This window comes from Pasteurella canis (genome assembly GCF_020810675.1).
Taxonomy (GTDB): domain Bacteria; phylum Pseudomonadota; class Gammaproteobacteria; order Enterobacterales; family Pasteurellaceae; genus Pasteurella; species Pasteurella canis.
On the sequence record NZ_CP085871.1, the window covers coordinates 1,780,127 to 1,806,778 of the forward strand.

At 38.6% G+C, this 26,652-nt stretch carries 18 protein-coding genes, 2 tRNA genes and 3 rRNA genes; 9 read left to right on the forward strand and 14 right to left on the reverse strand.

Annotated features, from left to right (window positions below; all coding sequences use genetic code 11):
• Positions 1–184: 184 nt before the first annotated feature.
• From K7G93_RS08305 to trmL, 4 genes are all read left to right on the forward strand, one after another.
• On the forward strand, positions 185–1,132 hold the full coding sequence (locus K7G93_RS08305) for a hypothetical protein (RefSeq protein WP_226690453.1): 948 nt from the start codon (positions 185–187) through the stop codon (positions 1,130–1,132).
• A 294-nt stretch (positions 1,133–1,426) separates the two neighbouring features.
• Positions 1,427–2,029 (forward strand): 16S rRNA (guanine(966)-N(2))-methyltransferase RsmD, encoded by a 603-nt coding sequence (rsmD, locus tag K7G93_RS08310; protein ID WP_226690452.1) that lies wholly within the window; start codon positions 1,427–1,429, stop codon positions 2,027–2,029.
• 11 nt (positions 2,030–2,040) lie between these two features.
• A complete protein-coding gene (locus K7G93_RS08315; RefSeq protein WP_226690451.1) occupies positions 2,041–3,555 on the forward strand; it encodes a surface lipoprotein assembly modifier in 1,515 nt (504 codons plus the stop codon).
• Positions 3,556–3,680: 125 nt separating this feature from the next.
• Positions 3,681–4,157: a tRNA (uridine(34)/cytosine(34)/5-carboxymethylaminomethyluridine(34)-2'-O)-methyltransferase TrmL gene (gene trmL / locus K7G93_RS08320; protein ID WP_046339917.1), complete on the forward strand. Its 477-nt coding sequence runs from the start codon at positions 3,681–3,683 to the stop codon at positions 4,155–4,157.
• A 64-nt stretch (positions 4,158–4,221) separates the two neighbouring features.
• Here trmL and K7G93_RS08325 read toward each other — a convergent pair whose 3' ends face one another.
• Positions 4,222–5,094 (reverse strand): VirK/YbjX family protein, encoded by an 873-nt coding sequence (locus K7G93_RS08325; protein ID WP_046339916.1) that lies wholly within the window; start codon positions 5,092–5,094, stop codon positions 4,222–4,224.
• 110 nt (positions 5,095–5,204) lie between these two features.
• On the opposite strand from K7G93_RS08325, the gene yihA reads away from it, so the two are divergent.
• On the forward strand, positions 5,205–5,825 hold the full coding sequence (gene yihA / locus K7G93_RS08330) for a ribosome biogenesis GTP-binding protein YihA/YsxC (RefSeq protein ID WP_226690449.1): 621 nt from the start codon (positions 5,205–5,207) through the stop codon (positions 5,823–5,825).
• Between the two features lie 109 nt (positions 5,826–5,934).
• Positions 5,935–7,464: a YifB family Mg chelatase-like AAA ATPase gene (locus K7G93_RS08335; RefSeq protein WP_226690448.1), complete on the forward strand. Its 1,530-nt coding sequence runs from the start codon at positions 5,935–5,937 to the stop codon at positions 7,462–7,464.
• A gap of 91 nt (positions 7,465–7,555) precedes the next feature.
• Here the strand turns inward: K7G93_RS08335 and K7G93_RS08340 are convergent, their stop codons facing one another.
• Both K7G93_RS08340 and envC read right to left on the reverse strand, forming a co-directional pair.
• A complete protein-coding gene (locus tag K7G93_RS08340) occupies positions 7,556–8,395 on the reverse strand; it encodes a divergent polysaccharide deacetylase family protein (protein WP_226690447.1) in 840 nt (279 codons plus the stop codon).
• Positions 8,392–9,621: a murein hydrolase activator EnvC gene (envC, locus tag K7G93_RS08345; protein ID WP_160531894.1), complete on the reverse strand. Its 1,230-nt coding sequence runs from the start codon at positions 9,619–9,621 to the stop codon at positions 8,392–8,394. The genes K7G93_RS08340 and envC overlap by 4 nt, the downstream gene beginning before the upstream one ends.
• 183 nt (positions 9,622–9,804) lie before the next feature.
• Between envC and K7G93_RS08350 the strand changes: the two genes are divergently transcribed.
• A complete protein-coding gene (locus tag K7G93_RS08350; RefSeq protein ID WP_049214954.1) occupies positions 9,805–10,488 on the forward strand; it encodes a 2,3-diphosphoglycerate-dependent phosphoglycerate mutase in 684 nt (227 codons plus the stop codon).
• A 102-nt stretch (positions 10,489–10,590) separates the two neighbouring features.
• On the opposite strand, the gene carB is transcribed toward K7G93_RS08350, so the two are convergent.
• The 4 genes from carB to carA form a co-directional block, all read right to left on the reverse strand.
• Positions 10,591–13,797, reverse strand: a complete 3,207-nt coding sequence (gene carB, locus K7G93_RS08355; RefSeq protein WP_226690446.1) for a carbamoyl-phosphate synthase large subunit — start codon at positions 13,795–13,797, stop codon at positions 10,591–10,593.
• 164 nt (positions 13,798–13,961) lie between these two features.
• A complete protein-coding gene (locus K7G93_RS08360) occupies positions 13,962–14,558 on the reverse strand; it encodes a DJ-1/PfpI family protein (protein WP_049214951.1) in 597 nt (198 codons plus the stop codon).
• Positions 14,559–14,592: 34 nt separating this feature from the next.
• Positions 14,593–15,045 (reverse strand): hypothetical protein, encoded by a 453-nt coding sequence (locus K7G93_RS08365; RefSeq protein WP_226690445.1) that lies wholly within the window; start codon positions 15,043–15,045, stop codon positions 14,593–14,595.
• Between the two features lie 240 nt (positions 15,046–15,285).
• On the reverse strand, positions 15,286–16,425 hold the full coding sequence (gene carA / locus K7G93_RS08370) for a glutamine-hydrolyzing carbamoyl-phosphate synthase small subunit (RefSeq protein WP_226690444.1): 1,140 nt from the start codon (positions 16,423–16,425) through the stop codon (positions 15,286–15,288).
• A gap of 349 nt (positions 16,426–16,774) precedes the next feature.
• Between carA and K7G93_RS08375 the strand changes: the two genes are divergently transcribed.
• Positions 16,775–17,515 (forward strand): MlaA family lipoprotein, encoded by a 741-nt coding sequence (locus tag K7G93_RS08375; RefSeq protein ID WP_115323308.1) that lies wholly within the window; start codon positions 16,775–16,777, stop codon positions 17,513–17,515.
• Positions 17,516–17,527: 12 nt separating this feature from the next.
• On the forward strand, positions 17,528–18,022 hold the full coding sequence (locus K7G93_RS08380; RefSeq protein ID WP_115323309.1) for a YfbU family protein: 495 nt from the start codon (positions 17,528–17,530) through the stop codon (positions 18,020–18,022).
• A 786-nt stretch (positions 18,023–18,808) separates the two neighbouring features.
• On the opposite strand, the gene rrf is transcribed toward K7G93_RS08380, so the two are convergent.
• The 7 genes from rrf to K7G93_RS08415 all read right to left on the reverse strand — a co-directional run bounded on the left by rrf (position 18,809) and on the right by K7G93_RS08415 (position 26,651).
• Positions 18,809–18,924, reverse strand: a 5S ribosomal RNA gene (gene rrf, locus K7G93_RS08385).
• A gap of 171 nt (positions 18,925–19,095) precedes the next feature.
• Positions 19,096–21,992: ribosomal RNA gene (locus tag K7G93_RS08390) — 23S ribosomal RNA — on the reverse strand.
• Positions 21,993–22,378: 386 nt separating this feature from the next.
• Positions 22,379–22,454: transfer RNA gene (locus tag K7G93_RS08395), tRNA-Ala, on the reverse strand.
• A 56-nt stretch (positions 22,455–22,510) separates the two neighbouring features.
• Positions 22,511–22,587 (reverse strand) — tRNA-Ile (locus K7G93_RS08400).
• Positions 22,588–22,668: 81 nt separating this feature from the next.
• Positions 22,669–24,210, reverse strand: a 16S ribosomal RNA gene (locus K7G93_RS08405).
• Together the 16S, 23S and 5S rRNA genes with 2 tRNA genes alongside form the textbook arrangement of a ribosomal RNA operon.
• Positions 24,211–24,687: 477 nt before the next feature.
• Complete coding sequence (gene hemG, locus K7G93_RS08410) at positions 24,688–25,200, reverse strand: menaquinone-dependent protoporphyrinogen IX dehydrogenase (RefSeq protein WP_049214376.1); 513 nt, start codon at positions 25,198–25,200, stop codon at positions 24,688–24,690.
• Positions 25,200–26,651, reverse strand: a complete 1,452-nt coding sequence (locus K7G93_RS08415; protein ID WP_223667652.1) for a TrkH family potassium uptake protein — start codon at positions 26,649–26,651, stop codon at positions 25,200–25,202. The genes hemG and K7G93_RS08415 overlap by 1 nt, the downstream gene beginning before the upstream one ends.
• Between the last annotated feature and the right edge of the window lies 1 nt (position 26,652).

A 26,652-nucleotide genomic window follows, 5' to 3' on the forward strand; every position in this document is an offset into this window, starting at 1 on the left:
TTCCCGCTCAAAAAATGTGTGTAAATTCTCATTATAAATGAACAAAATTGCCTGATAGTTTACCATTGAATAGACAAGTAATGAAAAACTTCCGCAAATTTGGATAAAAAAGCGTAAAATATATACGGTCTTTAATAAAGTAGGACGCTATAAAATTATGTTTATATTTAAAAAAGGAATTAAAATGAAAAAAGCTATTTTGAAGTTAAGCCTTATTAGTCTTTCAGCACTCTTAGTCGCATGTGGCGGTGGAGGTGGAAGCTCTAGTAGTAATGATACTAAGCAGCCACCACAACCGATTCAACCAGAGCCACCTGCGCCAAACAATCCAAATGATAATGGGCCAAAATTAAATGATCCACCTCAGCCGCCTAAAGACATAGAACCACCAAAGTCAGATCAAGAGGCAAATCTTAATTGGTACACAGGCTGTACTGCATCGAGTAATAATGCTTGTAATGAAGAAGGAAACAAAAACTCTGTTAAAGTATATACATTAAAAACGACAGAAGATCCCTATCATTCAGGGACAGATATTACAACAGAAGAAGCAAATAGTATTGCTTTAAAGAATGGTGTTAATAATGGTGAGGGATACCAATTTACATTATTAAAAGCTCTTAATGCTGACATGTACTATGGATATCGTCAACGTGCTAATCCAAATAAAGATGGTAGTCATTATGAGCTTGTCTATGCGGTCAACAATGATTATGTAGCAACATTACCGAATAACTATACAGCAACATATAAGCAAGATGGTGGGTTTATTTATACACCATACACTTTAGCTGATACGGCACAAAACAGAATAAGAAAAGAAGGAAATGTAGAAATCTATTATAAAGATGGTAATGTACATGGAGAAGTGTACGATCCCACTAACAAGAATGCTGCTATCTTTAATATAACAGGAAAAGATAATCAATTAACAATAGAGGCTACTGCAAATATTAGTAACTCAGGTACCCTTATTTCTGAGAAACAGAAAGCCTCTATGGAAGTTAAGTTTATTAACTCTAAGAAAGGTGCTAATGATTACAAATATATTATTGGAACAGGAAAATCACACCCTGGAGCAAATAAAGAAGTAGGCTTTTCAGCTTTACTTTTTGCTGAAAAAGAGAAGTAATCCAGTTCTAGAAAAGAGAGATATAGTCTCTCTTTTCTTTTTTAACTCCGATATAACCACTTAATATTCTCATCTGAAACATTAATACACGTTAAATGCTAATCTATTAATGCATAAAAATTACTACGTAAATAGAAATAACTATTTAATAAATATAAGTTTTTATAAAATATCGCATATATTATCGCACATTAACCTCCCCCTATTCACTAGAGGATATTTCTTTCTTGAGAAATATGTATAATATCCCGAAACAACATAAAAATATTATAAGCATCCCCTATTATTAATAAAATGCAAAAAAACACATTTAAGCAGAGTCAACAACAAGGATATGTACGTATTATTGCGGGCTTGTGGCGTGGACGAAGACTCCCTGTATTAAGTCTAAATGGCTTGCGCCCTACGGGTGATCGTGTCAAGGAAACTTTATTCAATTGGCTTATGCCTTATATTGTTGATGCTCATTGCCTTGATTGCTTTGCGGGTAGTGGTTCACTTGGTTTTGAGGCACTATCTCGCCAGGCCAAACAGGTCACTTTCGTAGAACTCGATAAAAAAGTAGCAATGCAACTACAGAAAAACATACAAACGTTAAAATGCTCTCTCGAGCAAGCAAAAGTGATCAACCAAAATAGTTTACAATTTTTAAAATCTATACAAAACACACCGCACTTTGATATAGTTTTTGTGGATCCACCTTTTCATTTGGGGTTAGCACAACAAACTATTGACTTACTAGAGAAACATCATTGGCTGAAACCTAATGCGTTGATTTATGTGGAAACAGAGAAAAACCAACCTATTACAGTACCAACACATTGGCAGATACTAAAAGAAAAAATCACAGGGCAAGTTTGCTATCGACTTTATTGTTATTATACAACTTCAAACTAACCAATAAACTTATGAATAAGAAACAACATTTTTTAACTTTTTTTATAACACTGACATGTTATGGAGTCAGCATTGCACCCACTGTTTTAGCGCAGCAAGTAGTCAACGTTGATAATCAGCGTCCTGATGAACACTTTCATAAAGCATCTCAAGTGCAACTTCAGTCACATTTACCAAATAAATCTAGACACGATCAAACTCCCCAAACACAAAATATTTCACTCACCGCTGAACAACTACTACAACGCCCAGATTTATTATTGCGTGCACTCATCCCTGTTTTAAGAAATAATGATATGCGTGGCGTTGAAATACTTCTTCCTATTTATGAAAAACTTCCAGAAAAAGATCCTTTTTTATTGAAGTGGGCAAACGCCATTCTGGCCAAAAAACAAGGCAAATTAACAAAATCCATCCGCCTTTATCGTGAATTAATTGCTGAACAACCAAGGCTACAACCTGCACGCTTACAATTAGCGATTGCGCTGATGCATAACCACGAATATGAAACAGCTAAAGAACAATTTAATCGTCTACGTGCAGAAAATTTGCCACCACAATTAATACAAATTATTGATCGCTATATTCATTCAATTCACGAACAAGATAGTTGGCGTTTTTATAGTGGCGCAAATTATTTACGTGAAAATAATGTTAATAACGCCCCTCCAAAAGGCACTAAAGTAGGCGGCTTTACCCCATCGAATGAGCCTGAAAGTGCTGAAGGTATTAGCTATTTCTTCGGTATAAATAAAACTTGGTCGATTAAGAATGGCTTTTTTGCTGAATTTAATACAGATCTTAACGGAAAATATTACTGGAACAATCACAAATATGACGAATTATCACTACGTGTTGGCTTAGGCGGTGGCTATCGTAACGCTAAAACAGAAATAAAATTAATTCCTTATATGGAGCAATTTTGGTACGTTGGTGGAGAAAATGCTGAACAACATGCCAAAACATTACACCGCTATTCTAAAACAGGGGGCGCCTCATTGGATCTTGGTTATTGGCTAAGTCAAAATTGGAAAATATCAACTGAATTTGAATATGGTGAACAGCGCTACCTAAGTCCTGAGCGTAAAAAATCGAATGGGAATTTGTATTCTTTATCTAACACAGTTATGTATTTCCCAAACAGCCAACAATATTGGTTTGTAGGTGCTGATTTTTACCGTAAAAATGCACATTGGAAAGCTAATGCTTTCGATCGTCGTGGCGTTCGCTTAGGCTGGGGGCAAGAATGGCCAAAAGGTATTTCGACACGTTTACAATTAAACTATGCTAAGCGCTCATATCATATGCCTTCTGCCCCTAAAAATGCTATTTTTGCGCCAAGCTTCTTTAAAATTGCGCAGAAAAATAAAGAATACGGCCTGAATTTTACTGTTTGGCACCGTAGCATTCACTGGCGAGGTATTACACCTAAAATCACATGGTCATATCAAAAAACTGACAGTAATAATCCATTCTCAAGTTACGACCGAAACCGCGTATATCTAAGTGTCAGTAAGAGCTTCTAAGCAAACCAAAATGCCCAAATTTTATATTGGGCATTTTCTGATAAAGCACAATAACATCCTAACATTTAGTCCACACCAAATTTATGCTAAACTTTGTCCTTCTTTTTGATTAATAATGATTAGATATGTTAGACATTGTGTTATACGAACCTGAAATCCCACAAAATACAGGTAATATTATTCGTTTATGCGCAAATACGGGGTTTCGTTTGCATTTAATTGAGCCATTAGGTTTTACTTGGGATGATAAGAAATTACGCCGCTCAGGCTTAGATTACCATGAATTTGCTGAGATAAAACGACACAAAACATTTGATGTATTTTTACAGATAGAACAACCTAAACGTCTTTTTGCTTTAACAACAAAAGGAACACCAGCACATAGCCAAGTACAATTTGAAGTGGGTGATTATCTAATGTTTGGTCCTGAAAGCCGCGGTATTCCTATGCATATTCTTAATAACTTACCCGCACAACAAAAAATTCGAATTCCGATGACAGCAAATAGCCGTAGCATGAACTTATCTAATTCTGTTGCTGTTGCTGTTTATGAGGCTTGGCGCCAGCTAGGTTATCAAGGTGCTGTTAATATCTCAAGTTAATGCCCAACTATTCAAAAAATAGACCACACATTAAAAAAATTGAAGGTCACTTTAAGCGACCTCACTATTCTTTCCGTAGAATACGATTCATTGAATCTTGTAAGTGTTCTAACATCGCATAACGTTTGCGATACATTGATCGTTTATTACTTGGAATACTGTCCATTTCTTTGATATTAAATTGGACTGGTAACTCCCAATAATCTTTTAACACACCTGATGATTCCGCAAAAATCGCATCATAATCCACCACATAACGTTTACTTTGTACTAAACGTGATTTATTTTGATACTTGTGTGGAATACCTAATAGTTTTTGATAACCAAATGTGTGCGTTAATGCCTTCATGGCTTCTACCATCAAATATGCAGGACGCAAACCATGACATTTTTTAGTCAGTTGTTTTACTATATCCTTTGAACCATCAAAATTAGGTCCTTGAATGACCGCAATTAATAAGGCTTGTTCAACTTTTCCAAACGTTAATAAATAGATCAACTCCTGTGTTGGTTTATAACGTAGCTCCAATGCCCAAAAACCTTCCATTGCTTGATATTCATTAATATTTAAATAGAGCTCAAAATCCTCAATCACTTCACCAAAACAAATAGGCTGTTGCCATAACTGAGGTAAGTGAAGTGCAGTCAATTTTTCAGGAATAAAATGTAAATTGTCACAAATACTAGCAAAACGTTGCTGAGTATTAAAACGTTTATCTAAGAAACGATGTGCAAGTGGATAACTGAAATTTGCTTTCTTATTAAGCAAATTCACTAACGTTGGATTTGCATTAATAAATTGCTCAAAACGTTTGATGTAAGCAAAATGCAATAATGAGCGTAGCTGAAAACGAAAACGTTTTAAACGATAGGACTTTTTGCCACGATCAGGATATAAGGCATGTGGATTTGGCCATTGATAAAATTGATTTGCCATAAAATTCAAGTAAATTAGCTTAAAGGTAGGCTATTCTCGCATAATTTACCGATATTTTCATTTTTTTATCGGTGTTTATAAGGTATCCTAAGCGCGACAAAGGAGCCTTTATGTCTGACATCAAATTGAATTATCACAAAACACATTTCCTCACTAGCGCCCCTAATATTCGTACTTTACCAGAAGATACGGGTATCGAAATTGCTTTTGCAGGTCGTTCAAATGCAGGAAAATCAACCGCGTTAAATGCTTTAACAAATCAAAAAAGTTTAGCAAGAACGTCAAAAACTCCTGGACGTACTCAATTAATTAACTTATTTGAAATTGAGCCACAATGTAAACTGGTAGACTTACCTGGTTATGGCTATGCCGCCGTTCCTGAACAAATGAAAATTCAATGGCAAAAATCCCTTGGTGAATATTTACAGAAACGGGAATGTTTAGCTGGTTTAGTAGTATTAATGGATATCCGCCATCCACTTAAAGATCTCGATCAACAAATGATTGAATGGGCAGTTTCTGCTCACTTACCTGTATTATTATTATTAACGAAAGCAGATAAGCTCAGCCAAAGCGCTCGAAGTAAACAAGTCAAAATGATCCGTGAAGCTATTTTACCTTTCCAAGGTGATATCCAAGTCGAAGCGTTTTCTGCTTTGAACAGAATTGGTATTGATCGCCTATCAACAAAATTAGATAGCTGGTTTGCCCCCATTTTTGCTGAAAAATAAGTTATTTTTGCGATCAAAATCATAAAAAAGTGCGAAATTTATGAAAAATAAACCGCACTTTTTTTATTCTCTGCAAGTTTTCTTTTTCTAACAACTTGTGGAGTCAAGGATGTCTCTTGCTATTGTATATAGTCGTGCTTCTATTGGTGTACAAGCCCCTCTAGTAACAATTGAAGTACATTTTAGCAATGGTAAACCACAATTTAATTTAGTTGGTTTACCAGAAAAAACCGTGAAAGAAGCACAAGATCGAGTACGTAGTGCATTATTAAATGCTCAATTCAAATATCCTGCCAAGCGCATTACCGTTAATCTTGCACCAGCCGACTTACCCAAAGAAGGAGGGCGTTTTGATTTACCTATTGCTCTAGGTATGCTCGCAGCAGCAGGACAAATAGAAGCACAAAAACTTCAGCAATTTGAGTTTGTTGGTGAATTAGCACTTACTGGTGAACTACGTGGTGTACAAGGTGTTATTCCAGCCATTCTTGCTGCGCAAAAAGCAAAGCGAAAGTTAATTATAGCCAGCCAAAATGCCAATGAAGCAAGCCTAGTTTCAAACCAGCAAACTTATTTTGCGAATAATTTATTAGATGTTGTGAACTTTTTAAACGATCGCGTCAACTTGCCTCTAGCTTCAACATTGACTACACAAAGTGAAGTTAATTTTTCCGTAAAAAATCCATTGGATTTAACTGATATTATTGGCCAACAACATGCTAAACGAGCCTTAACTATTGCTGCAGCAGGACAACATAATTTACTCTTTTTGGGTCCACCAGGTACTGGAAAAACGATGTTAGCCAGTCGCTTAACCATGCTACTGCCCGATATGACGGATCAAGAAGCAATTGAAACAGCAGCAGTAACTAGTTTGGTACATAATGAGTTAAATTTTCATAATTGGAAACAACGTCCCTTTCGTACGCCCCATCATAGTGCATCCATTCCTGCTTTAGTTGGCGGTGGAACGATCCCTAAACCTGGAGAAATCTCACTTGCTCATAATGGTGTTCTTTTTTTAGATGAGCTACCTGAATTTGACCGTAAAGTATTAGATGCATTACGCCAACCATTAGAAAGTGGCAGTATCATTATTTCTCGTGCTAATGCAAAAATTGAATTTCCTGCACGTTTTCAACTAGTTGCGGCAATGAACCCTAGTCCAACAGGACATTATCAAGGTCCCCATAATCGTGCCACACCACAACAAGTTATGCGATACTTAAACCGTCTTTCTGGACCATTTTTGGATCGTTTTGACTTATCTATTGAAGTCCCTTTATTACCACAAGGTACATTACAAAATAACCATAGTGATCGTGGTGAAACCAGTACTCAAGTACGTGAAAAAGTATTAAAGGCTCGAGAAATTCAACTCGCTCGAGCTGGCAAAATTAACACATATTTAACCAGTAAAGAAATTGAACGAGATTGTAAACTTCAAAATAAAGACGCATTATTTTTAGAAAATACACTAACTAAATTAGGACTATCAGTGCGTGCTTATCATCGTATTTTAAAAGTCGCGCGCACAATTGCTGATCTCAATAATGAAATGCAAATAAATCAAAATCATTTAGCCGAAGCGCTCAGTTATCGAGCAATGGATAGGTTATTACAAAAGTTATCACAGTAATTCAATATCCTTATTTATCAAAAGCACTGCTTATCAGCATCTAATCATGATTTTTATGTAAAACATTGAGAAAATCGAAGGCTCTTTTACTTTACTGCGGCACGCCTCTTAGCATAGGGACAAATTCATAAGGTGAAATTGATGTTGGTGCTGGCATATCATTAAACAATAAAATCAAAGGTTTTATTCGAAGTACTTTTTCACTACGCCATAAATGACCAATACCGACTAATTGCACATCAGCGGGCAAATTTTGCAATCCAGTTTGTAAAACAGAAATGGTATTTTTACGTGGGTGGCCAATCGCAATTGCGACGCCATTTTTTTGTGCATAGTGAACAGCTCGCTGAAATTGACGCTGAACATCAGCATATTCATTACTGTCATCAAGGAAAATGTGGCGCTCAAGGGAAGACACACCTTGTTCCTTTGCTATTTTATGCGCAACACTTCGCCCAATAGTACGGCTATCTAAAAAGAATAAATCTTGCTCTCGTAAGGCTACCATCAACTTTGTCATTAAATCTACATCTGAGGTTGCAGCACTTCCCATATGATTATTCATACCAATTGCATAAGAAACAATGTCTTTTGCTATTTTTACGCGCTTCCTAACTTCTGCTTCACTTAAGCCTAGCGTTAAGCCACCCGCTTCTATTTTTTGCTGGCTTAATGGTTGCATCGGCATATGAATCAATATATCTCGTGCCTGTTGCTGCGCTTGTAAATTACGTTGTTTTGCGTAAGGTGCAAAAGGGATAATTGCGACGGAAACAGCTTTTGGCATTGCATAGACTTGGGCATCTTCTTTTTGGTGATAACCAACATCATCAATCACAATGGCAAGTTTCGCTGCCTGCACTGGCACCAGAAACAAAATAACAGCAAAAACGACCGTACTTTTAAGCCAAACTAACCTCAATTTACTCATTTCAACCAACCCACAGGATTAACAGCAACACCTTTGCGGCGAATTTCAAAATACAACCCTGATTGTGATTGCCCTCCACTCGTTCCCACTTCGGCAATCTTTTGCCCCGCTTTAACAAATTGCCCTTCTTTTACGGTGACTGATTGATTATAGCCATATAAACTCAAATCATTTTCACCATGCTTAACAATAACCATCAAACCATAGCCTTGTAACCAGCTAGCCAAGATGACTCGACCATCTGCAATCACATTGACTGTTGCGCCAGCAGCAGCACTAATTACCATACCTTTCCAGCGTAACTCGCCCATTTGAGCGGAACCAAAACTATTTAAAATCTTGCCTACTACTGGATAAGCATATTGCTTACTGGGTTTACCCAATCCACTTGTACTTGCCATCAATTGTTTTTCTTGTGCAGTCGGTTTATAAGGTTTTTGTGTTTTCTTTTCTTCTGCTTGTTTTTTTTGTGCATAAGCTTCTCGCTCACGTTGTTCTTGTAAGCGAGCGGCTTGTTCAGCACGTTGAATCTCTTGGCGTAACGCATTTTCATTCGCTCGCAACGTTTCCAAACGTGTTTCATCTCGTGATAAACTCCGATTCAATTGATTTAACGTTGATTGGCGCTCTTGCTGAACTTTTTGTAATTCTTGTTGCTGTTTTTTTTGCGTTGATAATTGGGTTTGTTGCGCTTTCTGTTGCTCAATAATTAATGCCTTATCTTTTGCTAATTGCGCTTGCGTTACTTTTAGCTCTTCAATAAGTGCTACACGTACTTGGTTCATATGTACATAATATTGCTTCATCCGATCTGCGTTTTTTGCTTCGTCAGAAAGTATACGCTCTAATGTTGATGGATTTGAACCAGAACGATAAGCTGAATCCAGTTGTTTAGCGAGTTTCTGTTTTTGCTCTTTTTCTTGCTGTTCTAAACGCTTAATTTGTTTATCAGTTTCACTCATTTGCTTACGAATTTCTTTTAAATCTATTTCAGTTTGTCGCAATTGAGTAATCACTGTGTTTATCTGATTTTCTTGCGTTTTTAAAGTTGATTGGAGCTTTTGCTGTTCTTTTTTTTGCTCAGCAATTTTTTGTTCTTGCTGTTTAATTTGTTTTTGAATTTGAGATAAATCATTTGCTTGTACTGAAACAGCAAAACATAAACCACCACTCAAAAGTGCGGTTAAAATTTTACGCGTTTTATACTTATCCAATAAAAACCACATTACTAAACTTTCCTTTAATCAATTTCGACTTAACTATACCATTATTTAGCCAACCGCTCTAAACCTAATTTTCCTCAAAATTCTTGCGACAGATCAGAAAATCAAAGTATTTTCCTTTTAAAGATAACGGTTTTTTGCTATAACTTGCGATATTATTTTTCATTAACATTGAGGAGATTTTTTATGGAATTGGTCTTTATTCGCCACGGTTTCAGTGAGTGGAATGCAAAGAATTTATTCACAGGTTGGCGCGATGTGAACTTAACTGAGCGTGGTATCGAAGAAGCAAAAACAGCAGGTAAAAAATTACTTGAAGCAGGTTTTGAATTTGATATCGCCTTCACGTCTGTATTAACACGTGCAATCAAAACATGTAACATCGTATTAGAAGAATCCAACCAACTTTGGATCCCACAAGTGAAAAACTGGCGTTTAAATGAGCGTCACTACGGTGCATTACAAGGTCTAGATAAAAAAGCAACAGCTGAACAATATGGCGATGAGCAAGTGCACATTTGGCGCCGTTCTTACGATATTTCTCCTCCAGATTTAGATCCACAAGATCCATACTCTGCTCACAACGATCGCCGCTATGCTCATTTACCAAGCGATGTTGTACCAGATGCTGAAAACTTAAAAATCACGCTTGAGCGTGTCTTACCATTCTGGGAAGATCAAATCGCACCAGCATTACTATCTGGTAAACGTGTTCTTGTAACTGCACATGGTAACTCACTACGTGCATTGGCAAAACATATTGAAGGCATTTCTGATGCGGATATTATGGACTTGGAAATCCCAACAGGTCAGCCATTAGTGTACAAACTAGACGACAATTTAAAAGTAGTTGAAAAATACTACCTTTAATTGAAATTAAGAGATAAAAAAATCGGGGCAATTTCCTCGATTTTTTATTGAATACCAAAACAAAAAAGAACAACTATTTTTTCCGCACGTTTTATCAATGAATCACACCAAACGTTGGTGTAAATCTTGCACAGAATACACGTCAAAATCGTCAAGGTATTCCACACTACTAGCTAAAGCTTCAGCTCCAGCCAAAGTAGTTTGTAACATGACTTTTTGTTGTAATGCGCTACGACGAATCGCATGACCATCAGTAACTGTTTCAGCTAAACCACTCACGGTATTAATCACCATCGCAATCTCACCATTTTTAATTGCATCCACGATATTTGGACGCCCCTCACGGACTTTATTAATAATTTGTACAGCAATGCCATTTTCACGTAGAAATGTTGCTGTACCTAAAGTCGCACATAAACCATAGCCTGCCTCTTGTAATTGACGAGCGATAGGTAATAAATGTGGCTTATCCGCATCATTTACAGACAAGAAGACTTTTCCTGTTTTTGGAATACGTTCACCAGCACCTAGCTGTGCTTTTAAGAAAGCTTCAGCAAAGGTTTTGCCCACCCCCATTACTTCACCTGTTGAACGCATTTCAGGACCTAATACTGTATCCACTCCAGGGAATTTGATGAACGGAAATACTGCTTCTTTCACTGAATAGAACGGCGGTATCACTTCGTCTTGAATACCTTGCTCTTTTAGAGTGATGCCTGCCATCACACGTGCCGCAATTTTCGCTAATGGGCGGCCAGTCGCTTTACTCACAAATGGCACTGTACGACTTGCACGAGGGTTGACTTCTAAGACATAAATTACGCCATCTTGTACCGCAAACTGCACATTCATCAACCCTTTTACCCCCAATGCAAATGCCATATCAGCAGTTTGACGACGAATTTCATCTTGCACTTCTTGGCTTAATGAATATGGTGGTAATGAGCAAGCCGAGTCGCCACTGTGAATCCCCGCTTGTTCAATATGTTGCATAATGCCACCAATCACGACGTCTTCTCCATCGCAAATACAATCTACATCCACTTCAATCGCATTATTTAAAAAGTGATCTAATAAGATTGGGCTGTCATTAGAAACTGAAACAGCTTCACGCATATAACGCTTCAATTCCTCCACGTTATACACAATTTGCATTGCACGTCCACCTAATACATAAGAGGGGCGCACTACCAATGGATAACCAACTTCTTCAGCTAATTTCACCGCTTCCTCTGCTCCACGCGCAGTACTATTAGTTGGTTGTGTTAAATTTAATGTATGCAGTATTTGTTGGAAACGTTCACGATCTTCTGCCGCATCAATGCTGTCGGCTGAGGTACCAATAATATTCACACCATTAGCATATAAATCATTAGCTAATTTCAATGGTGTTTGCCCACCGTAATGCACAATCACGCCATACGGTTTTTCTACATGAATAATTTCTAGCACATCTTCCAATGTTAATGGTTCAAAATACAAACGGTCAGAAGTATCAAAATCTGTTGAAACTGTTTCTGGATTACAGTTCACCATAATGGTCTCAAAACCACTTTCACGTAATGCAAGTGAGGCGTGAACGCAGCAATAATCGAATTCAATCCCTTGACCAATACGATTTGGTCCTCCACCTAAAATCATAATTTTTTTCTTATCTGAAGGACGGCTTTCACATTCTTCCTCATAAGTCGAATACAGATACGCAGTATCCGAAGTAAATTCACCTGCGCAGGTATCTACACGCTTATAAACAGGGTGTAAATTTAAAGAAATACGTTTATTTCTGACCGCACTTTCTGTAGAGTTCGTTAATTGAGCAATACGTTTATCAGAGAAGCCTTTGCGTTTTAAACGACGTAATTCCGCATAATCCAACTCGTCTAACGTACGTTTTTCCAACGCTAATTCTTCCAACACCAAATCTTGAATTTGAATTAAGAACCAAGGGTCAATTTTGCTGTAATGATGAACTTCATCTAAAGTGAAGCCAGCACCAAAGGCATCTGCAATATATAAGATACGAATAGGACCAGGATTACCCAACTCCTGACGAATTTTTTCGAGTTCTTCTGACATTAAATTAAAGCCACAAATGCCTGTCTCTAAACCACGTAATGCTTTTTGTAATGACTCTTGGAATGTACGCCCCATAGCCATTACCTCACCAACCGATTTCATTTGGGTTGTCAAACGATCATCTGCTTTCGGGAATTTTTCAAAGGCAAAACGTGGCACTTTAGTCACGACATAATCAATCGACGGTTCAAAAGAAGCAGGAATTAATCCGCCTGTAATATCATTACGCAATTCATTTAAGGTATAACCTACAGCCAATTTCGCTGCTACTTTAGCGATTGGAAAACCCGTCGCTTTTGAAGCAAGCGCAGAAGAACGGCTTACACGTGGGTTCATTTCAATCACAATCATTTCACCATTTTGTGGATTAATCGCAAATTGTACGTTTGAACCACCTGTATCTACACCAATCTCACGTAACACCGCAAGGCTGGCATTACGCATAATCTGATATTCTTTGTCGGTTAAAGTTTGCGCAGGTGCTACAGTAATTGAGTCACCGGTATGCACCCCCATTGGGTCAAAGTTTTCAATCGAGCACACGATAATGCAATTATCAGCTTTATCACGTACGACCTCCATTTCATATTCTTTCCAACCCAAAACGGATTGCTCAATCAATAATTCGTGAGTTGGCGAGGCATCAAAGCCACGCTCACAAATCGCATAAAACTCATCTTTGTTATAGGCAATACCACCGCCAGAACCGCCCATTGTAAAAGACGGACGAATTAAGGTTGGAAACCCCACTTCCGCTTGCGCTGCCCAGGCTTCATCAAAGGTATGACAAACGAAAGATTTTGGTGTGCTTAAACCGATTTTCTCCATTGCTTCTTTAAAACGTCCACGATCCTCTGCTTTATCAATGGCATCTTCAGTTGCACCTATCAGTTCTACATTGTATTTTTTCAACACGCCATTTTTCGATAAATCCAGTGCACAGTTCAACGCAGTTTGACCGCCCATTGTTGGCAAAATCGCATCTGGACGTTCTTTTTTAATAATTTTCTCAACCGTTCGCCACTCAATCGGCTCAATATAAGTCACATCCGCCATATTTGGATCGGTCATAATTGTTGCTGGATTGGAGTTGACTAATACGACTTTGTATCCTTCTTCTCGCAATGCTTTACAAGCCTGTGCCCCCGAATAATCAAATTCACATGCCTGACCAATTACAATTGGACCTGCGCCAATAATTAATATGGTGTTTATATCTGTACGTTTTGGCATTTTTGTTCTCTCTCTGTAAAACGATTAAAAATTTAACCGCACTTTTATTTTGTTTATCTTGAAATAATATCAATACTGATGTTTATCCTATCTATCAAGTATTTCAACTCACCTATTGCTATTTACTTTTATCAATATAAACACTGACATAATTAATCATTTGATCAATAACCATATAATGGTGCAAATTCATCTTTCTCTGGATCATCATTCCAAACATATTCTGTCTGATTTGCTATTTTCCGAGCCAACGCTTCACCGTAATGATCGCGAATAAAACCTAATGTCATATCCATTCCAGCAGAAATACCTGATGAAGTATAAAATTTGTCATCTCGTACCCAACGAGCAACGGTCTTCCATCTCACATCAGAATTAACCTGACGAACCCATTCAAACGCTAGCTTATTTGATGTCGCCAATTTGTGAGTTAGTTGCAATGTTGCTGCTAATAATGCAGAACCTGTGCAAATAGCTAAACAGTATTGAGCTGATTTCACTAATTGATTCAACCAAGCTAAAAATAATTCATCTTTGACTAACTCACGTGTACCTTGTCCACCTGGTACTACAAGTACACTGCGTTCAGGTAAATCAGAAATTGAAGCAGTTTGGATAAAAAAACCTTGTCGACTTTTAATCAACCCACCTTTCATCGAAATATAATGAAGCTGAACATTTGGAATACGAAATAAAAACTCAACAGGTCCCATTAAATCTAACGTTTCATAATCATCAAATAATAAGAAATAAATATTCATTTTTATTCTACAATTCTTACTTGTACCATCAATTTTAAGGATAAAATTCTGTAAGTGCCTTGACTAAGTTTTTTTCATTCATTTCCGATTGCTTTTTCGCACTAATATAAACCTTAGCAAAGCCTTTATTTTCTTTTGTACCTAAAACATAAATTGCATACCGTGACCCATTATTAAAATCACAAGTGGCATAAGGAATATTCTGGTAAGTTTTATATTGAAGTTGGCAATCCTTTTTACGATATTGCGTTTCTTTAGCATACCAATCTTTAATAAATTGACTGGCATAACTCTCTGGAATATTTAAGCGGTCAATAATAATCATATGACTAGAACGATCATAAGGTACATATTGATACAAAGCTGAATCAGTAGATAATTCAGCTGCGACTAATTGATAATTCTTATTTTGAAATACTTTATCATTAGAATTAACACATGCAGTTAAGCTCAATATTCCAATCATTAGCATGAATTTTGCTTTCATTTAGTGCTCCTTTAATCATTCATATTTAAGAAATATCACCAGAGTCAGTCTTGCACCACACATCAATAACAAGCTCACTGCACAAATATGATTTCAGTTAAACTATCTGTTTATGGAAAAATTGCTACCAAAATGACTTCCAGTAAATAAATTAACTAGCTGATATATAGGGTGTTAACATCATTAAGCCTCATATGTTAAACACAAAGTGATTTTTTATTAATGATGTACAGCATAAGTCTATAATTGACTTGAATTTGCTTTACGCATTTCATTAATAAATTTATCAAATAAATAAGCAACATCGTTTGGACCTGGACTTGCTTCTGGGTGCCCTTGGAAAGAAAAGGCAGATTGGCCAGTCAACTCAATCCCTTGTACCGAATGATCAAATAAAGAGCGGTGTGTTACACGCACATTGCTTGGCAAGCTAGCTTCGTCCACTTCAAAACCATGGTTTTGGCTAGTAATCAAAACTTTTTGCGTATCTAGATCTTGCACTGGGTGGTTTGCACCGTGATGACCAAATGCCATTTTCTTAGTTTTTCCGCCTGCAGCTAAACCCAGTAATTGGTGACCTAAACAGATACCAAAAATTGGCTTTTTCGATGCAAGTAAGGTTTTAATCGCAGAAATCGCATAGTCACAAGGTTCTGGATCACCAGGCCCATTGGATAAAAAAATACCATCTGGATTGAGCGAGAGTACTTGTTCTGCGGGGGTTTTCGCTGGCACAACAGTGATTCGACAACCACGCTCCGCTAACATTCTTAAAATATTGTATTTTACACCAAAATCATAAGCCACGATATTAAATTCAGGTTGTGTTTGCTCGACAAAACCTTTACCCAACTGCCATTCGCCCGATGTCCAAGTGAATGAGTCCTTGCTCGTTACATCTTGTGCTAAATCTTTACCCGCCATTGAACCAAAACTTTTAGCTAACTCAAGCGCTTTTTTTTCATCAAGTTCTCCTATCATAATACAGCCAGCTTGTGTGCCTTTATCACGTAAAATCCGAGTTAAGCGGCGAGTATCGATATCGGCGATAGCAACCACATTATTGTTTTGTAAGTAATCACATAGGCTCTCTTCCGAGCGGAAGTTACTGTGTAATAAAGGCAAGTCACGAATAATTAAACCTGCTGCATATACATTATTTGACTCACAATCTTCTTGATTTGCGCCAGTATTGCCAATATGAGGGTAAGTTAATGTCACAATTTGTTTAAAATAAGAAGGGTCGGTGAGAATCTCTTGGTAGCCTGTCATTGAGGTATTAAAAACGACTTCGCCAATAGCGTAGCCTTTTGCGCCGATTGACTTGCCATGGAAAACGCTACCATCAGCTAATACAAGGATTGCTGGTTCTTCAGACATAAAAAACTCCTAATTTAGTTTGGTTGAACACTTACGAATGTTCATTAACCACAACTTAGTAAAATCTGTGAAAAACTGACCGCACTTTAGGGTCTTATCAATAAAACTAAGTCGTGTCTGAAAGTTAACTTAAACGAAAAAATAGGTTCATAAAAGTTAAACTCAGCAATTCTAATGAACAATACGTAACTATTCAAGTTATTTCGCAAACGTTAAAATAAATAATTATTCAATAATAATGCATAAAAATACAAATCATTGCAAGTTTATTATGTGTATACAAATTATTTTGTAGTTATGAGTTAACTTGGTAGAATGGGATGTCTTTTAATCTTAAAGTAGAGTGGATATGAAAAAAAACAAACTTCTAGTGACAATTTTTTTGGCATCTGCAATATTGAGTGGTTGTGCAACGATTGATTCGCAAACTGGAGAACGTAAAGATCCATTGGAAAGTTTTAACCGAACCATGTGGGATTTTAACTATAAAGTAGTTGATCCTTATATTTTAAAACCTGTTGCAAAAGGCTGGAAAGAATATGTTCCAACACCAGTAAAATCAGGTTTAACAAATGTCACAAATAATTTAGATGAGCCAACTAGCTTTGTTAACCGTTTATTATCAGGTGATTTTAAAAAAGCCATGGTACATTTTAATCGATTTTGGATTAACACTGTATTTGGTCTAGGTGGGCTAATTGATGTTGCTAGTTATAGCGCACCATTGAAAATTGAAAACAACAGCCGCTTTGGTGATACACTAGGTCGCTATGGTATCGAAACAGGTTCTTATGTAATGCTGCCCTTCTATGGACCAGCTACACCACGCCAAGACATTGGTAATCTAGCAGATACGACTTATCCAATGTTATCATTACTAGGTCCTTGGGGATTAGTGAAATGGGGCATTCAAGGTATTGATGGAAGAGCAAAAGCACTAGATAAAGAAGCTCTTTTAGATCAATCACAAGATCCCTACATTACTTTCCGTGAAGCTTACTTTCAAAATCTTGAATATCGAGTAAAAGACGGAAAAGTTGAAAATCCAAAACAAGATTTATCACAAGATATTTTAAATGAAATTGACTAACAGGAATATATTATGGAAATGACCGCAACTCAACGTCTGATCTTAGCAAACCAATATAAATTAATGGGTCTATTAGACAGTCAGAATAGCTCAAAATACCAAAGATTAGAAGCTATTGTCAAAGGTGGTTTTGCTCTTGAATTAAAAGAATTAGATAAAGAATTCTCTGATTTATCCGAAAATGAGTGCCAAATAGTACTAGATACATTAGAAATGTACCATGCTCTACAAGTATCTTATAATAACTTAAATGATAAGTCAGCACTTACACCACATCGTTTACAGTTCGCAGGTTACTGTGCTGTGCGTGAAAAAAAATACCTTAACTATCTTCGTTTTATTACTGGTGTTGAAGGTAAATACCAAGAATTCATGCGCTGTGAGCACGGTTGTGACTCACAAGTACCAATGTGGGATAAATACACACGTATGCTAGATGCATGGCGCGAATGCCCACATGGTTATCATTTAAGTATGACTGAAATCCAAAACGTCTTAAATGCATAAAATTAAATCTTATCTTATTTATAAAACATATTAAAAAATTATCTCATCATAAAAAGACTGAAAATAGTATAGACTAAATTCAGTCTTTTAATTAGATTCCTCTCACCCAATCCAATTAAAAAGTTGAAAAAAGCTATTAATTAAACATTATTTGTTTAGGAATAATAAGAGAGTAAGTAAACTCTCATCAAATTCAAGTATTAATATTTTCTTTATATCTTACCAAAGCCTCCATAATACTCACTTCACGTCTCAGCACACACTATTTTATTTACATATCAGCATTCACATATGTATGTAATTAGTTAGACTAAAAGTGAAAGTGAAAGGCTATTTAAGTAGACATTGGTTGAGATGGTGTAGAGTTGAAACAAGCTTCTTCACTGATACATTTATAATTGAAATAAAGTGAAACTAACGTAGTCTAACAACGACCCTTACGAATTCTAAGTCAGGGATGACTCAAGAAAGTAAAGAGAAAAAGAAGAAAAGATAAACTAAGGGATGTAAAATGACAAACGAAGAGATATAAAGAGATATAAAGAGATATAAAGAGATATAAAGAGATATAAAGAGATATAAAATGAAGTAAGCTGAAGTAAAAAGAGGCTGTGCTTTGTTTTAGTTTGCTTTGGTTTGGCTTGATTTGGTTTGATTTGCTTAGTCTTGTCTGCTTTAGCTTTATCTGATTTTATTCCAACTAGATTTTTTCCGCTGCCACTTTATCTCACCCCCCTTCCCATAACAAAAAACCCCAGGTATCTCTACCTAGGGCCTCTCATTTCTACCTGGCGGTGTCCTACTCTCACATGGGGAAACCCCACACTACCATCGGCGTTACAGCGTTTCACTTCTAAGTTCGGCATGGAATTAGGTGGGTCCACTGCACTATCGCCGCCAAGATAATCCTGTTTGATGATTTACTCTCATCTCGCTCTTCACATCTTCATACTCTACCCTCATCCAGTACAGTATAAGATTCTCAATTGTCAACAAGCTGAACTACTATCCTTTCTCTCCAACCCCTACAGTCAGAAACATGTCGTCTTGTATTAAAAATACTTGAGCGTTGTATAGTTAAGCCTCTCGGGCAATTAGTATCTGTTAGCTCAACGTCTCGCAACGCTTACACACCAGACCTATCTACGTCGTAGTCTACAACAACCCTTACTGACTCTAAGTCAGGGATGACTCATCTTAAGGCAAGTTTCGTGCTTAGATGCTTTCAGCACTTATCTCTTCCGCATTTAGCTACCCAGCAATGCCTCTGGCGAGACAACTGGAACACCAGTGATGCGTCCACTCCGGTCCTCTCGTACTAGGAGCAGCCCCTTTCAATCATCCAACGCCCACGGCAGATAGGGACCGAACTGTCTCACGACGTTCTAAACCCAGCTCGCGTACCACTTTAAATGGCGAACAGCCATACCCTTGGGACCTACTTCAGCCCCAGGATGTGATGAGCCGACATCGAGGTGCCAAACACCGCCGTCGATATGAACTCTTGGGCGGTATCAGCCTGTTATCCCCGGAGTACCTTTTATCCGTTGAGCGATGGCCCTTCCATTCAGAACCACCGGATCACTATGACCTGCTTTCGCACCTGCTCGACTTGTCTGTCTCGCAGTTAAGCTTGCTTATACCATTGCACTAACCTGACGATGTCCGACCGTCATTAGCAAACCTTCGTGCTCCTCCGTTACGCTTTGGGAGGAGACCGCCCCAGTCAAACTACCCACCAGACACTGTCCGAGTACCCGTTTCAGGCACTTCGTTAGAACATCAAACGTTAAAGGGTGGTATTTCAAGGACGCCTCCAACAACACTGGCGTGTCATCTTCAAAGGCTCCCACCTATCCTACACATCAAAATTCAATGTTCAGTGTCAAGCTATAGTAAAGGTTCACGGGGTCTTTCCGTCTAGCCGCGGGTACACCGCATCTTCACGGCGATTTCAATTTCACTGAGTCTCGGGTGGAGACAGCCTGGCCATCATTATGCCATTCGTGCAGGTCGGAACTTACCCGACAAGGAATTTCGCTACCTTAGGACCGTTATAGTTACGGCCGCCGTTTACTGGGGCTTCGATCAGGAGCTTCTCTTTCGATAACACCATCAATTAACCTTCCAGCACCGGGCAGGCATCACACCCTATACGTCCACTTTCGTGTTTGCAGAGTGCTGTGTTTTTAATAAACAGTTGCAGCCAGCTGGTATCTTCGACCGGTTCAACCTTCAATCGCGAGGATTTACAATCTACGCCGGCGCACCTTCTCCCGAAGTTACGGTGCTATTTTGCCTAGTTCCTTCACCCGAGTTCTCTCAAGCGCCTGAGTATTCTCTACCTGACCACCTGTGTCGGTTTTCAGTACGGTTTAGATAAACCTGAAGCTTAGTGGCTTTTCCTGGAAGTGTGGTATCAGTTACTTCAGTGCCGTAGCACCTCGTCATCAGCTCTCAGTGTTGTATAAGAGACCGGATTTGCCTAATCTCTCCACCTACCACCTTAAACGACCATCCAACAGGTCGATAACCTAACCTTCTCCGTCCCCACATCGCAGTTTATCCAAGTACGGGAATATTAACCCGTTTCCCATCGACTACGCTTTTCAGCCTCGCCTTAGGGGCCGACTCACCCTGCCCCGATTAACGTTGGACAGGAACCCTTGGTCTTCCGGCGAACGAGTTTTTCACTCGTTTTATCGTTACTTATGTCAGCATTCGCACTTGTGATACGTCCAGCAAACCTCTCGATTCACCTTCATCCGCTTACACAACGCTCCCCTACCCAACAGAATAAATTCTGATGCCGCAGCTTCGGTGCTATATTTAGCCCCGTTACATCTTCCGCGCAGGCCGACTCGACTAGTGAGCTATTACGCTTTCTTTAAATGATGGCTGCTTCTAAGCCAACATCCTAGCTGTCTAAGCCTTCCCACTTCGTTTCCCACTTAATATAGACTTTGGGACCTTAGCTGGCGGTCTGGGTTGTTTCCCTCTCCACGACGAACGTTAGCACCCGCCGTGTGTCTCCTGAGTATCACTCTTCGGTATTCGCAGTTTGCATCGGGTTGGTAATCCGGGATGGACCCCTAGCCGAAACAGTGCTCTACCCCCGAAGGTGTCCGCTCAAGGCTCTACCTAAATAGATTTCGGGGAGAACCAGCTATCTCCCGGTTTGATTGGCCTTTCACCCCCAGCCACAAGTCATCCGCTAATTTTTCAACATTAGTCGGTTCGGTCCTCCAGTTAGTGTTACCCAACCTTCAACCTGCCCATGGCTAGATCACCGGGTTTCGGGTCTATACCTTGCAACTAAAACGCCCAGTTAAGACTCGGTTTCCCTTCGGCTCCCTTATTCAGTTAACCTCGCTACAAAATATAAGTCGCTGACCCATTATACAAAAGGTACGCAGTCACCCTTTCAGGCTCCCACTGCTTGTACGTACACGGTTTCAGGTTCTATTTCACTCCCCTCACAGGGGTTCTTTTCGCCTTTCCTTCACAGTACTGGTTCACTATCGGTCAATCAGGAGTATTTAGCCTTGGAGGATGGTCCCCCCATCTTCAAACAGGATTTCTCGTGTCCCGCCTTACTTATCGTAAGCTTAGTACCACAACCTGGACTTCGAGTACGGGATTATCACCCTCTGTGATTTGGCTTCCCAGCCAATTCCTCTGTCTCTGTTGTTATCACTTACTGGCTCCTCCGCTTTCGCTCGCCGCTACTTACAGAATCTCGGTTGATTTCTTTTCCTCGGGGTACTTAGATGTTTCAGTTCTCCCGGTTCGCCTCATTATCCTATTTATTCAGATAATGATAGTAGATTCTTCATCTACTGGGTTTCCCCATTCGGACATCTTGGATTAAACGCTTCTTATCAACTCATCCAAGCTTTTCGCAGATTAGCACGTCCTTCTTCGCCTCTGATTGCCTAGGCATCCACCGTGTACGCTTAGTCACTTAACTATACAACCTCAAGTACTTTTCTATACTTAATGTTGCTATTAACTACTAAACACTTGACTGCCTTTTCTCAGTCAAGATTTTTTCTACTCAGACTTCATGTTATTCATCACTTTATATTTACATTACTTACTTCTAAATACAAAGCAATAAACTTGAAAGTCTCTTCAGTTTTTCAGCTTGTTTCCAATTTTTTAAAGAACTAATAGACAAAAATAAACAACCTAATATAAAACTCATTACATCATCTTTATATCAGTTGTTTTACTATCATCATTGCTAAATATTTTTATTGATTAAGTAACTAACAACTTATCAAACAATTAAGTTATCAATTATTTGAAAGCTTAATAAAACTTAACCAAAAAATATTTAGCAATGATGATTTTTGGTGGAGATAAGCGGGATCGAACCGCTGACCTCCTGCGTGCAAGGCAGGCGCTCTCCCAGCTGAGCTATATCCCCATTTACATCATAATACTATCAACTAGAATCCCATTTGCTTATCACTCATCATTGAGTGGTGGGTCTGAGTGGACTTGAACCACCGACCTCACCCTTATCAGGGGTGCGCTCTAACCACCTGAGCTACAGACCCAACAGGATTTTAGGTTGCTTCTCTAATTTACACAATCCATCAAACAATCTGTGTGAACACTTGCTGTCATCCCATTTTAGGTAAGGAGGTGATCCAACCGCAGGTTCCCCTACGGTTACCTTGTTACGACTTCACCCCAGTCATGAATCATACCGTGGTGAACGCCCTCGTTTCCGTTAAGCTATCCACTTCTGGTACAACCCACTCCCATGGTGTGACGGGCGGTGTGTACAAGGCCCGGGAACGTATTCACCGCAACATTCTGATTTGCGATTACTAGCGATTCCGACTTCATGGAGTCGAGTTGCAGACTCCAATCCGGACTTAGATGCACTTTCTGAGATTCGCTCAACGTCGCCGTCTCGCCGCCCTCTGTATGCACCATTGTAGCACGTGTGTAGCCCTACTCGTAAGGGCCATGATGACTTGACGTCATCCCCACCTTCCTCCAGTTTGTCACTGGCAGTCTCCTTTGAGTTCCCGACCAAATCGCTGGCAACAAAGGATAAGGGTTGCGCTCGTTGCGGGACTTAACCCAACATTTCACAACACGAGCTGACGACAGCCATGCAGCACCTGTCTCTAAGTTCCCGAAGGCACAAGCTCATCTCTGAGCTCTTCTTAGGATGTCAAGAGTAGGTAAGGTTCTTCGCGTTGCATCGAATTAAACCACATGCTCCACCGCTTGTGCGGGCCCCCGTCAATTCATTTGAGTTTTAACCTTGCGGCCGTACTCCCCAGGCGGTCGATTTATCACGTTAGCTTCGGGCACCAAACATAAAGTCCAATCCCCAAATCGACAGCGTTTACAGCGTGGACTACCAGGGTATCTAATCCTGTTTGCTCCCCACGCTTTCGCACATGAGCGTCAGTACATTCCCAAGGGGCTGCCTTCGCCTTCGGTATTCCTCCACATCTCTACGCATTTCACCGCTACACGTGGAATTCTACCCCTCCCTAAAGTACTCTAGACTCCCAGTCTGAAATGCAGTTCCCAAGTTAAGCTCGGGGATTTCACATCTCACTTAAAAGTCCGCCTGCGTGCCCTTTACGCCCAGTTATTCCGATTAACGCTCGCACCCTCCGTATTACCGCGGCTGCTGGCACGGAGTTAGCCGGTGCTTCTTCTGTAATTAACGTCAATGATATTATCTATTCAATAATACCCCTTCCTCATCACCGAAAGAACTTTACAACCCGAAGGCCTTCTTCATTCACGCGGCATGGCTGCGTCAGGGTTCCCCCCATTGCGCAATATTCCCCACTGCTGCCTCCCGTAGGAGTCTGGGCCGTGTCTCAGTCCCAGTGTGGCTGGCCATCCTCTCAGACCAGCTAGAGATCGCAGGCTTGGTAGGCCTTTACCCCACCAACTACCTAATCCCACTTGGGCTCATCTTATGGCAAGTGGCCTTACGGTCCCACCCTTTCATCTCTCGATTATACGCGGTATTAGCTGCAGTTTCCCACAGTTATCCCCCTCCATAAGCCAGATTCCCAAGCATTACTCACCCGTCCGCCACTCGTCAGCAAAAAAAGCAAGCTTTCTTCCTGCTACCGTTCGACTTGCATGTGTTAAGCCTGCCGCCAGCGTTCAATCTGAGCCATGATCAAACTCTTCAATTCAAAGTTCAATCGCTCAATAAACTGCTTAGCTAAAGTTTACACTTCTATTTAATATTAAACTCTTAATATTAAATCAGTATGAATTTTCAGTTATAAGCACCTATCAAGACTTCAATAATTAAAATTTTTTTCAAAATGAAATCAATCAACAAGTGCCCACACAGATTGTCTGATAAATTGTTAAAGAACGTTGCATTTAAGCAAGGCTGAAAATAATAATAAATTACAGATTCACTGTCAAGCAATTTTAAGTAGAAACATTAGAAATTTTTCCTAAAAACAACTACCTTTCACTATTCATTGCCTTCCTTGCTTTGCGGTCGTGCATTATAGGCTTTTATTTTTCTCTGGCAAGTCCTTTTTTGTTAAAGATATGAAAATTAAATACAACTGCTATTTTTTTAAGCAATGTTATTGACTATTTATTTCTCTATTAACTAATTTATTATATTTTTGCGAGACTAATCACTAGGTCAATTATTTCATCATATTGAACTGCTCTGCAAACAGTCTCACTTTATCCCAATCAGTATATTCAATTTCTTTTGTTGTATCAGTTTCACCACCTGTAATTTTCATAATAAACTGAATCATTATTCGATCAAAAAAATTATAACGAGGATAAAATAATGCACCGGCAAATACAGCTTTTAACGTCGGTTGCCATTGATTACGTAAAAAAAACTTTCTCACATAAACATTCGTTTCTGGAGTATCTTTTCCTTTCTTACGTGCCGTTAAGTTTACACCAAAAAAAGCTGTTCTTTTTTTGTTTAAAAGCGCGGTTGATTTTTGAATAAAATTACTCAAGATTGAATTAAAATGGCCATAACGTATTGATGCTCCAATAATAATATTATCAAAACTTTCTATTTGTATATTTTCTGTTAATGCTTTAACTCTTACTTCACCTTGTAAATGAGCGGCAATATATTCGGCGATTTTTTTAGTCTGTCCATCATGACTTGAATATAAAATTAATGTTTTCATTATTCTTTCCAAAATGCTGGGCTAAATAAAACAAGTAATGAAAAAATCTCTAATCGCCCACAAATCATGGCGAAAGTCAGTATCCACTTAGCATTATCTGGGATACTAACAAAATTACTACTAACTTGCCCTAAACCCGGTCCTAAATTATTTAAGCAAGCAACAACTGCATTGAAAGCATTAAAAATATCAACTCCACAAGCAATTACACCAAATAAACAGAGTACAAACACAAGAGCATAAGCAGAAAAAAATGCCCAAATCCCTTCTAAAACTCGTTCAGGTACAATATTGCGCCCTAATTTAATTGGATAAACTAAGTTTGGATGTACAAAACGCTTAATTTCTCGATTCCATTGTAATGATAAAATTAAAATTCTTACTGCTTTTAAACCGCCTCCTGTCGATCCAGCGCACCCCCCTACAAAAGAAGAAAAGAGTAAAAGTATAGGTATAAAAGAAGGCCAATGAGTAAAATCTGTCGTTGTATAACCCGTTGTAGTAGAAATAGATACTGCTTGAAAAGCAGCCTCCTCTAAGCTATTTTCATGACCACTCCACCAAAGAAAAAGAAAACAAATCACAATAAGTACGATTTGAAAACTCATAAAAAATTTAAATTCAGGATCACGTAAATATATTCTAAGCGATTTACCACGTTTCAATTCTGAAAATGCAGCAAAATGCAATGCATAATTACAAGCAGAAATAAGCAAAAACACAATGGTAATAATATTAATTATACTATTATTAAAATACCCCATACTTGCATCATGAGTAGAGAAGCCACCGATAGATACTGTTGAAAAACTATGACTAATTGCATCAAAAATTGACATGCCTGCTAACCAATAGGCAAATGCACAAAGAATGGTAAGTGATGTATAAATAAACCATAAAATTTTTGCAGTCTCTGCTATACGTGGACGCATTTTCTGATCCTTCAATGGACCTGACATTTCAGCACGATATAATTGCATTCCTCCTATCCCTAAGAGAGGAATAATTGCAACAGCTAATACAATGATTCCCATACCGCCCATCCATTGTAATAACTGACGATAAAATAGAATTGCTTTAGGTAAATTATCTAATCCAGTAATGTTTGTCGCTCCAGTTGTTGTTAAACCAGAAAAAGATTCAAAAAAAGCGCCAGATAAACTAAGTTCTGGCTTTTCGAAAAGCATAAAAGGTATAGCACCGAGGCTACCTAATACAATCCAAAAAGCGACAACAATGAAAAAACCATCACGAGAACGTAATTCCTCCTTATGATGATGACAAGACCACCACAATGATAAACCTACAATTGAACTCATTACAAAAGTTTGTACAAATGCTTTACCACCACCATCGCCATATAATAATGCAACAAAAGCAGGCGCTAACATAGTGATAGAAAAACACATAACTAGGATACCGATAATTCGGATAATCGATAATATTCGCACA